The sequence below is a fragment of the Hoylesella buccalis ATCC 35310 genome (assembly GCF_000177075.1).
In the GTDB taxonomy this organism is placed as follows: Bacteria; Bacteroidota; Bacteroidia; order Bacteroidales; family Bacteroidaceae; genus Prevotella; species Prevotella buccalis.
The window spans coordinates 1-8,917 of the sequence record NZ_ADEG01000033.1 but is presented as its reverse complement, the minus strand read 5'-3'; the positions used below and the strand labels follow the sequence as shown (position 1 = coordinate 8,917).

7 protein-coding genes and 1 pseudogene are annotated in these 8,917 nt (G+C 36.4%); 5 read left to right on the top strand and 3 right to left on the bottom strand.

Going from position 1 to position 8,917, the window contains the following annotated elements; all coding sequences use genetic code 11:
• Positions 1-235: 235 nt before the first annotated feature.
• The 4 genes from HMPREF0650_RS02795 to HMPREF0650_RS02780 are packed head-to-tail and all read left to right on the top strand — an operon-like array spanning position 236 to position 6,151.
• Complete coding sequence (locus tag HMPREF0650_RS02795) at positions 236-2,536, top strand: ATP-binding protein (RefSeq protein ID WP_004348218.1); 2,301 nt, start codon at positions 236-238, stop codon at positions 2,534-2,536.
• The gene (locus HMPREF0650_RS12420; protein WP_004348217.1) at positions 2,533-3,561 is read left to right on the top strand and encodes a response regulator transcription factor; all 1,029 of its coding nucleotides are present in this window, start codon (positions 2,533-2,535) and stop codon (positions 3,559-3,561) included. Before HMPREF0650_RS02795 ends, HMPREF0650_RS12420 begins: the two co-directional genes overlap by 4 nt.
• The gene (locus tag HMPREF0650_RS02785) at positions 3,561-4,286 is read left to right on the top strand and encodes a hypothetical protein (RefSeq protein ID WP_004348215.1); all 726 of its coding nucleotides are present in this window, start codon (positions 3,561-3,563) and stop codon (positions 4,284-4,286) included. Before HMPREF0650_RS12420 ends, HMPREF0650_RS02785 begins: the two co-directional genes overlap by 1 nt.
• A complete protein-coding gene (locus tag HMPREF0650_RS02780) occupies positions 4,283-6,151 on the top strand; it encodes an Eco57I restriction-modification methylase domain-containing protein (protein WP_004348212.1) in 1,869 nt (622 codons plus the stop codon). Before HMPREF0650_RS02785 ends, HMPREF0650_RS02780 begins: the two co-directional genes overlap by 4 nt.
• Positions 6,152-6,553: 402 nt before the next feature.
• On the opposite strand, the gene tnpC is transcribed toward HMPREF0650_RS02780, so the two are convergent.
• Positions 6,554-8,173: an IS66 family transposase gene (gene tnpC / locus HMPREF0650_RS02775; protein ID WP_004348211.1), complete on the bottom strand. Its 1,620-nt coding sequence runs from the start codon at positions 8,171-8,173 to the stop codon at positions 6,554-6,556.
• A gap of 60 nt (positions 8,174-8,233) precedes the next feature.
• Entirely contained in the window at positions 8,234-8,422 is a 189-nt protein-coding gene (locus HMPREF0650_RS13440; protein WP_245543448.1) for a transposase, read from the bottom strand.
• Between HMPREF0650_RS13440 and HMPREF0650_RS13825 the strand changes: the two genes are divergently transcribed.
• Complete coding sequence (locus HMPREF0650_RS13825) at positions 8,378-8,518, top strand: hypothetical protein (protein ID WP_245543449.1); 141 nt, start codon at positions 8,378-8,380, stop codon at positions 8,516-8,518. The two genes, HMPREF0650_RS13440 and HMPREF0650_RS13825, sit on opposite strands and share 45 nt — an antisense overlap.
• 124 nt (positions 8,519-8,642) lie before the next feature.
• On the opposite strand, the pseudogene HMPREF0650_RS02765 reads toward HMPREF0650_RS13825, so the two are convergent.
• Positions 8,643-8,917 (bottom strand): annotated as a pseudogene (locus tag HMPREF0650_RS02765) (transposase); the annotation flags it as partial.

Sequence of the window (8,917 nt, the reverse complement as noted above, 5' to 3'; positions counted from 1 at the left end):
ATAGCTTATCTATAATTACAACTGTCAAAAAATATAGAATAGTTTTCTGACGGGTGAACATGGGAAAGTTTATGAAATATTCCTATTTGTCACGGACTTTACTTATCTTTGCAGACATGAAGACCTTTTAAAAAGGTCACTTTTTCATAGAATCGGAATAGTTTCTTACGGGACTCCTTTTCAAATTCAATTTGACTAAAATCGTAATTGGCGATGAAATAAAAATCACTTTTGCATGAAAACTGAAGAACAAATAAAGGAACAACTTTCCAAGTTGTTGAAAGAAAGCAATATAGACTATGGGAAGATTCTGGCTTTGTCAAATGAATTGTCAAAGTTTGATAAAGATAATATCCGATTTTCAGTAGATGCAGGTGTTATTGACAGATTAGGTAACGAACTTGTTGCAAGACAAGAAACGGCAGTTTCTGAACTGATAAAGAACTCGTTTGATGCAGATGCAACAGATGTTAAATTGACCTTTATAAACTCTTCAATTGTTGGTGGAACACTTATAATTGAGGATAACGGAGTAGGTATGTCCATAGAGCAATTGATTAATGGCTTTATGAGAATATCATCAACAGATAAAGTACGAAATCCTTATTCTGAATTATATCACCGAAAAAGAGCAGGACAAAAGGGTATTGGCCGCTTTGCTGTTCAACGATTAGGGCGTAAACTTACGATAATTACCAAAACACATAATCTTGAAGAAGCTAGTTGTTTGACAATAGACTGGGATAATTATGTTGGTGACAAAAATTTAACAGACATCACGAATCCAATAAAGAAGATAGAATGTGATGGTGTTTCTGGTACAAAATTAATTATTGATAAATTAAGGGATAAATGGACAGAGGCAGCAATTAAAAGAATTTATCGCTATGTTAGTGATATTATGCAACCATTTCCACTAAGTTTAAGTCGTCAATCTAATAATATTGATCCAGGATTTAAGACTTATTTTTTTGTTTCAGATGGAAATGGTGATCGAAAAATAGTTGATGAAAAGATTATGATATACGATCATGCTGTGGCAATCATAGATGGGGAAATAGACGACAACCATTTTGCAAAATACAGTGTGAATAGTGATAAACTTGGAGTACACTTTTCTGATGATATTGGAGTTGATCCTGATGACAAGAACACGCCATTTGATCAAATTAAGAATGTAAAGTTCAGAGCTTATTATTTTATTTATGAGAGTAGTCTCATTCCTAAAATGCACATGAACGCAATAAAAAGAATTGCAAACATGTCTGGAGGAATTCGTCTATATAGAAATGGATTTAGAGTTTTACCATATGGAGAACCTGGTGATGACTGGTTGTCTTTAGACCTTTCTACCCGTAGGCGCTCAATTTTACCAGTACACCAAAATCTTTCATTTTTTGGCTTTGTTGAAATAAATGACAACAGCGGAAATTTTGAAGAGACCTCAAGTCGAGAAGGATTAATGAATAATGATGCGTTGATGCAGCTACAAAATTTCACGTATCGATCAATAGTAAATGCTGTGATTAAGATTGCCGAAGTTAGAAACAAAAAAATAGTTTCTGGTCAGGAGAAATCAGATGATGGAAATTGGGAAAAAATAGAAATAAGGGTTAAAAACATTGCTCTTACCCTCGAAGAATTAGATAAAGCTTTAGAATCTGAAAATGAAAGTATTGTAACAAAAAGACGAAGAAGAAAGAATATAAATAAGATAAAGAGAAATATAGCCGCGGTAAAAAAATTACAAAAGCTAGAATTAGATAGAACCTTTAAGGAACGTTCCATGCTAAGGGTACTAAGCAGTGTTGGTCTAACGATTGGACAATTTGTTCATGAGATAAAATATCATTTAGATAACATTCAAGATGATATTAGAACCTTAATGGATGATCTCAAGAATGAAATGAATGCTTTAAACCGGCTTACTATTCTTGATAAAAATTTTGCTTCTTTCAGTACTTATATGTCATATTTTGATAATGTGATCTCACTCAATATTGTCAAAGAACTTAAACCTATTGAAATGAGGTCTGTTGTTAGGCCATTTATTCAATCGATTAATAGTGATGCTGTCAAATCAGGAATAAAATTTGAAGAGCCAAAATTTTACGGATATAATCTTTATACGACACCAATGCATCCATCTGAATGGTCTTCCATTTTGTTCAATTTCTATACAAACTCTAAAAAAGCAATTAAAAGAATTGGAGACCCAGGAAAAATATTAATTGAATGTGGCTCAAATGACAAGTTCATATATTTAGAGTTCTCTGATACGGGGGATGGAATTTCAAAGGAGAATGAGGAGCGAATTTTCGATGAGTTTTTTACTACAACCTCACAAAGTTCATTGGAATCTATTGAACAAAAAAATGAAATAACTGGAACAGGACTTGGACTAAAGATAGTCAAAGATATTGTAGTAAGTTATAAGGGGAATATAATGGTAGTATCTGCAAAGAATGAATACTCAACGTGCATTCGTGTTGAAATACCCAAAGCTAATGATAAAGAATTAGAAAACTTGATATGACATACAAAATATTTTACATCGAAGATTTACCTGCAGATAGTATTAAAGACAGTTTAGAGAGGTGCGGTTTTGAAGTAATTGTTAACGATGCAAATGATTTTGATTCCGCATTATTTGAAATGGGAAAAGATACAGATGCCTATTTAATGGACTTTAGGCTAACTGCAAATAGGGGAAAAGTTGATGCACCTACATTTGCATCGACATTGAGAACTTTTGGGGATAATCATAGGGACAAACCAATTATATTAATATCAAACGATAAAAATTTACCAGCATTTGAAAATGATTTCACCAGTCAGGATTTGTTTGATTTTGTTGTGGACAAAAAATCATTTAGGCAGGAGGTGGTAAAATATAGTGATAGAATCAAATCATTAATCGATTCTTATAAAAAAATTAAAGCCGAATCTTTCGATATTGCCCGAGTATTAGGCATTGACAATATTGACATGTTGGATTATCGTTTAATAGACAAACTCAATACTGCAAAGGATAAGGATAATACATATGCCTTTTGCCGAATAATTTATTATTCTATTGTTCGGTCTATCGGATTATTGGTTGGAAAAGATATTCTAGCAGCAAGACTTGGCGTAGACCTATCATCACCTGACTTTGAGAAATTCCTATGTAAAATTAGCGATTGTAAATATTCTGGTATTTTATCATCCTCTTATGACAGATGGTGGTTTCACAAAATAATCGAACATTGGAATGATATTTCAGGTAACAAGTCTCTACGTCGCATGAATGCGAAGGAAAGAGTAGAAATAATCAATAACGCTTATCATTTGAACTTAGCTCCCGCAAAACCATTAGAGCATGCAACTAGTACTTATTTTTGGACAATTTGCGCGATTACTAAACAGCCATTAGACCCGAATGAAGGATATGTATATGCTAAGAAGGAATTAGAAGTGTGGCAAGAGCAAGAATATATCTCTCTTTTTGCAGCTCTCGAACATCCTGAAGAAAAAAAGTATTTATCCCCTACTGATAAAAAAGATATATTAGAGTTTTAATGAAAGATCATTATTTAAATAAATCTAAGATTTTATCCGACATTAAAGGATTGATACGCTTATTAAGAAAATATAGTTTTGATTCTTTTGTCGAACTGTATCAACTTGAGAATATCCTTGGAAAGTCTGGAAATGTAACTTATGGATGTGATATTAAAGATTTGACATTTAACCATTTGTCAATGTCAGGCATGAAGGCTAATCCTAAAGTTGCCAAATTATCTGTTAGTATCGACACGAATTATACTCTAATTGAAAAGATGACCAAAGAAGAGGATATCTTTGGAAGATACTCTTTTGAATTATATATTAAAGGATATGATAATGAAACAGATTCGAAAGAAGATAACTCGCACTTCTTCTGCTGGCATTTAGACAAAGAAACTAATACTGAAGGAGATTTTGTTCATCCCTTATATCATTTTCATGCAGGTGGAAATAAAATTATAGAGAAAGGAATTGAGGTAGGTGAACTGATGTTTATAGGTTCGCCAAGAATACCACACCCTCCAATGGATATAATTTTAGCAATCCACTTTATTATTCAAAACTTTGTCAACAATGGTGAGTTCGCACAAAAACAGAAGCTATTTGAAGATGATGACTATAAAGATATTATTGAAAGAGCGCGAAATAGAACTTTAGATCCGTACTTTCAGTCGATAGCTGGTGGGAATAATCACAGATCATTTACAAAACAAAATTTATTTCCTCTATATTTATGAATACACAGATAACAAGTTTCTTAAAGAAATATCCAGTTGACATATTAAAAGTCAATCGCCTGCTTGTGTCTGCATATGTATCAATAAACAATATAGTTGTTGAGCACAATACTCTTATTAGAAATTTGCTTATAACAGATGAAAGTATAGAGGAATTCAATGCATTAAATAAATTTCAGAATATACTTTTTGATGTATACGGGGAAGAAGTATCCATAGAAAAACTAATTGAATTATTTGAATTCGTTATTTCCCCAGCAGAAAAAGAAGTAAATGGAGCTGTATATACTCCCATAGGGATTAGGCAGTATATCACCAAAGGTGTATTGCATAATTTTGAAGTAGCAAGATGGTCGGAACTTCAAATAGCAGACATATCTTGTGGATGTGGAGGTTTTTTTATCAGCTTGGTTGATTATATACGAAGTCAGATCAATATAGAGTATAGTGAACTGTACCGTAATTTTTTTGGTGTGGATATAGAACAATACAGTATTGACAGAACAAAAATTTTATTAAGTTTATATGCTATACAGAATGGAGAAGATATACAAGAGTTTAATTTCAATCTTTACCGAGCGAATTCATTAGCTTTTGATTGGAATACAATAGGAGTCTTTAGGCAAAATAATGGGTTCGATATTGTTATTGGAAATCCTCCCTATGTAGGCTCGTCTAAAATAGCCGATAGCAGTAAAAAACTTTTAGATAATTGGATAGTAACACGTTCTGGGAAAGCGGATTTATATATTCCTTTTTTTCAAATAGCAATAGAGTGTATAAATCCAAATGGGATAGTTGGCTATATTACCGTAAATAATTTTTACCGGAGTCTGAATGGTAGAGCATTTAGAACATATATGTCAGAAAATAGGTATGATCTTAAGATGATTGATTTTGGAGCAGAACAAGTTTTTAAAGGTCGTTCAACATATACCTGTATCTGTTTTATCACTAGAAACCAAAGATCGATCAAGTATACTAAGTCTAGTCCCAAAGAGCTAGATAACATTAAAGAAACAGATTATATAGAGTTGGCTTATGACGATTTATCTGACAGTAAAGGCTGGTTGCTCCAAAAACCGTTAATCGGTAGTAATATAAAGAAAATAGAATCTACCGGTCTGCCTTTAGGTAAGTGTTTTGATATAAAAAATGGTTTTGCCACATTGAAGAATGACGTTTTCGTTCTAAATATAGTTAGAGAAGATCAATCTTATTATTACACATTAGCAAGTGATGGAAATATCTATCAAATTGAAAAAGAAATATGTAGAGATGCAATAAAACCCAATATATTAAAATCAGAAACAGAAATTGTTGACAAAACAGAAAAGTTACTATTTCCATATACCAATATTAACGGTAAAATTTGCCCGATGACAGAAAAGGATTTCCATACTGATTATCCTTTTGCTTATAAGTATCTATTGAATTTTAAAGATGTACTATCAACAAGGGATAAAGGTAAGCGAAAATATGAACAATGGTTTGCTTTTGGGAGAAGTCAAGCATTAAATATCGTAGGGGCTAAACTTTTATTCCCTTATATTGCAAATGAACCACTTTTTGTCCTCTCTAATCAACAAGATTTGCTGTTTTATAATGGTTATGCCCTTGTCTCTAACAATCTGAAATCATTAGAAATTATACAGAAAATATTAAAGTCAAAAGTGTTTTGGTATTATATACAACACACTAGCAAACCATATGGTAGTGATTATTTTGCTTTAGCAAAAAACTATATAAAAGATTTCGGTGTTATTCAATTGACAGCAGAACAGGAAATACATCTTTATAAATTAAATAATAGCAACGAGATAGATGATTATTTAACTAGCCTATACGATATTGACATCAACTAATAGTACTTTTCCTAATTCAAGATGAAAATATCCTCCATTTAATTGCATACTTTAGCTTTAACAACATAGAATTAAATCTGAATCTCACCGTTGAAATTATTACTTTGAGACCTCTGCAAAACCTTACCCATTCTCTATCATTCTTGTTTTTGAGCTCTATTGGCTCACCTGCGGTCTATATTTTTGATTTTTTGAGCTGTATATGCTCTATTTAATCTCATATTCTCCCTTTATTTGAGAGAATTAGACACAATTATCCCTGGAGTTCGATATAAATTGTAGGCAATAGCCTCCATGATGTGTTGTGCGTGAGTCTTAGCTAAACCGTAAGCATCCAATATTAGCCGACTTTCACACTAACAAATAACCCTTATATGTCTGGCAGCATATAAGGGTTGTTTGTTATTTGAAGTTTGAAGGTAGTATTTTCGTGAGCTCCTCCTCTGTCATGTCGGACAATGGTTTTGAAAGGATTTCCTTCATCCATTTATATGGGTCTATGTCTGCTTCCCTGCAACACGCCATGAAGGTATAGAAGATGGCATTGTTCTCCGCTCCCTCATTGTTGCCGCAGAACAGGTAGTTCTTCCTTCCCAAGGTGATGGGTCTGATGGCCTGTTCCATGAGGTTGTTGTCTATGTTGAAGCGTCCATCCTGCACATACCTGCCAATGCGTATCCATACGGCGAAGGCATAACGCAGCGCCTTCTCCATGGCTTCGCCGGGGGTGTACTGCTTGTGTACATCCAACATATAGGTCTCCAAATACTTAAGAATGGGGTAAGCTTTAGCCTTTCGTTCTGTCTCCACTTCCTCGAGTGGTGCTTTCTTGTGTCTGAGGTTTTCCTCCAACTCATAAAGCGTGGCTATCGTCTCGATGATATGGGCGGCATTCTTATCGTCAGCCGCCAGATGTTCGAACTTACGTCTCACATGTGCCATACATCCTAACAGCACTATGCCCTCCATGTTCTCAAACCTGCTGTAGGCCTCATACCCGTCAGACTGTATGGCACCCTGGTAACCCTTGAACAGCTCATCTGCCACAGAGCCCGACCGCGAGCCGTCCTTCCAATGGAAGAACACACCCTGGGAGTGCATGGCGTCACGCACGCCCCACAGGTATCCCTTGCGCGTTTTTCCCTTGCGGTCGGCAACCTGTACGCTGGTCTCGTCAACCTGTAGGTAAGGACTTTGCAGGATCTGTCTTACTTGAAGTTTGTAGAGTGGATAAAGTGCATCGGCGGCATCGTGAACCCAGCTGTTGACGGTTGAGGTGGGGATGTTCACGCCCAGTTCCTTCCATCTTTCACATTGCCTGTACTCGGGCTGGTGATAGGCGAACTTAGCGGTGATGATTTCAGCGAGTAGGGAAGCGTCGGCAAAACAATCCACCGCTTGCTTTTTCAAGGGGGCTTCCATGATGTCAACCTTCGCATCCGTTGGCCGGGCTTCCTTCAGGCGGCAGATGACACGATCTTCTACCCTGACATAAAAGGATGAGGGACGCAGACACAGATGCTCACTTCTGTCATGCCCGATGATGACCATGTGCTCAGCGTCATAACCCTCTGGATATATCTCCGTCACCTGTCGCTCTATGTTCTCGGGAACATAGGAGGCGTAGGCCGTACCCTTTCTGGAAGGACGGCTCACACGGCATGATGACCTGCGTTGTCCGGCCTGCTGTTTTATCTCCTTGATGATGGGAAGGGCTTCCACCTGAGCCAGGGAACCCTCCTTGGCCCACTGCTCGTCAAAAAGCGTACCAGTCCAGTCGCTTGCACTCTCAGGCAGGCGTTTTTCGCTGCGCCTACCAAACACCATGCGCTCAAGTTCAAGAATGCGACGGGACTTTCGTTCCAGTTCCGCATCCTTATCCTTAAGTTCAGCATCCTTGTTCTTAAGTTCTGCATCCTTGTTCTTAAGCTCAGCATCCCTTTGCTCAAGAAGTTTAATAACAGCTTCCCGAGTTAGAGAATGGTAGTCAGATATCATTGCATAATGAGGCGTATCAATCACATTATCAGTTCTTTATACAATGTAAAGGTGCGAAAAATATCTGACACTGGCAACAAAATACTAAGATTTATTGTATCTTTTTCTTCGGTAGCAACTAGGGTTTATTCCTTCTATATAGAGTACCAATTCGTCCCAGCGAAGTTTATAAAATCCAGCTCTCGCCCGTATGATTTTAGGACTCAGGCAACCCTGTGCCATCTGCTTGTGATAGACGACAAAGCCACAGCGCTCCCAGTGAAGCAACTTGATTCGGTTACGGGATCGGTTGTAGAAAACGTAGACAACACCATCAGAAGGATTGAAGTCATTGCTGCGTACCAATGGGACAGGCGAAGAATACCCTGACGCATGTCCACAGGAGTGCAACAAACCCGAAAAACATTTGTTTCGTTGAGTACAAACATAAGTTTTTCGGGCAAAGGTAGTAAAGCAAGAAAGCTACACAAAGGCGGCTAATATTGGATGCTTACGCTAAACCTACATATCTGGCTATCCCACCATGAAACCATCTGTGAATAGAGCCAAAGGTACGTTCCACTTTATACCGTGTCTTGCTGATGGCTACATTAACACGCTGCTCTCTTTCCGTTAGCTTACGTCCCCTTACTCCTTTGTGCATGATACGACTCTTGAGCTTCATACGTTTAAGTACATCCTTGTTTGCTGTAGAATCATAACTCTTGTCGGCATAAACAGGTGTACCTTGTGGAAGTTTAGCTTTTTCTAATGGCTTTTCCAAATATC

Excerpts from the sequence above, each read along its gene's own strand:
- HMPREF0650_RS02795 (WP_004348218.1), top strand. The coding sequence starts at position 236 with ATGAAAACTGAAGAACAAATAAAGGAACAACTTTCCAAGTTGTTGAAA.
- HMPREF0650_RS12420 (WP_004348217.1), top strand. The coding sequence starts at position 2,533 with ATGACATACAAAATATTTTACATCGAAGATTTACCTGCAGATAGTATT.
- HMPREF0650_RS02785 (WP_004348215.1), top strand. The coding sequence starts at position 3,561 with ATGAAAGATCATTATTTAAATAAATCTAAGATTTTATCCGACATTAAA.
- HMPREF0650_RS02780 (WP_004348212.1), top strand. The coding sequence starts at position 4,283 with ATGAATACACAGATAACAAGTTTCTTAAAGAAATATCCAGTTGACATA.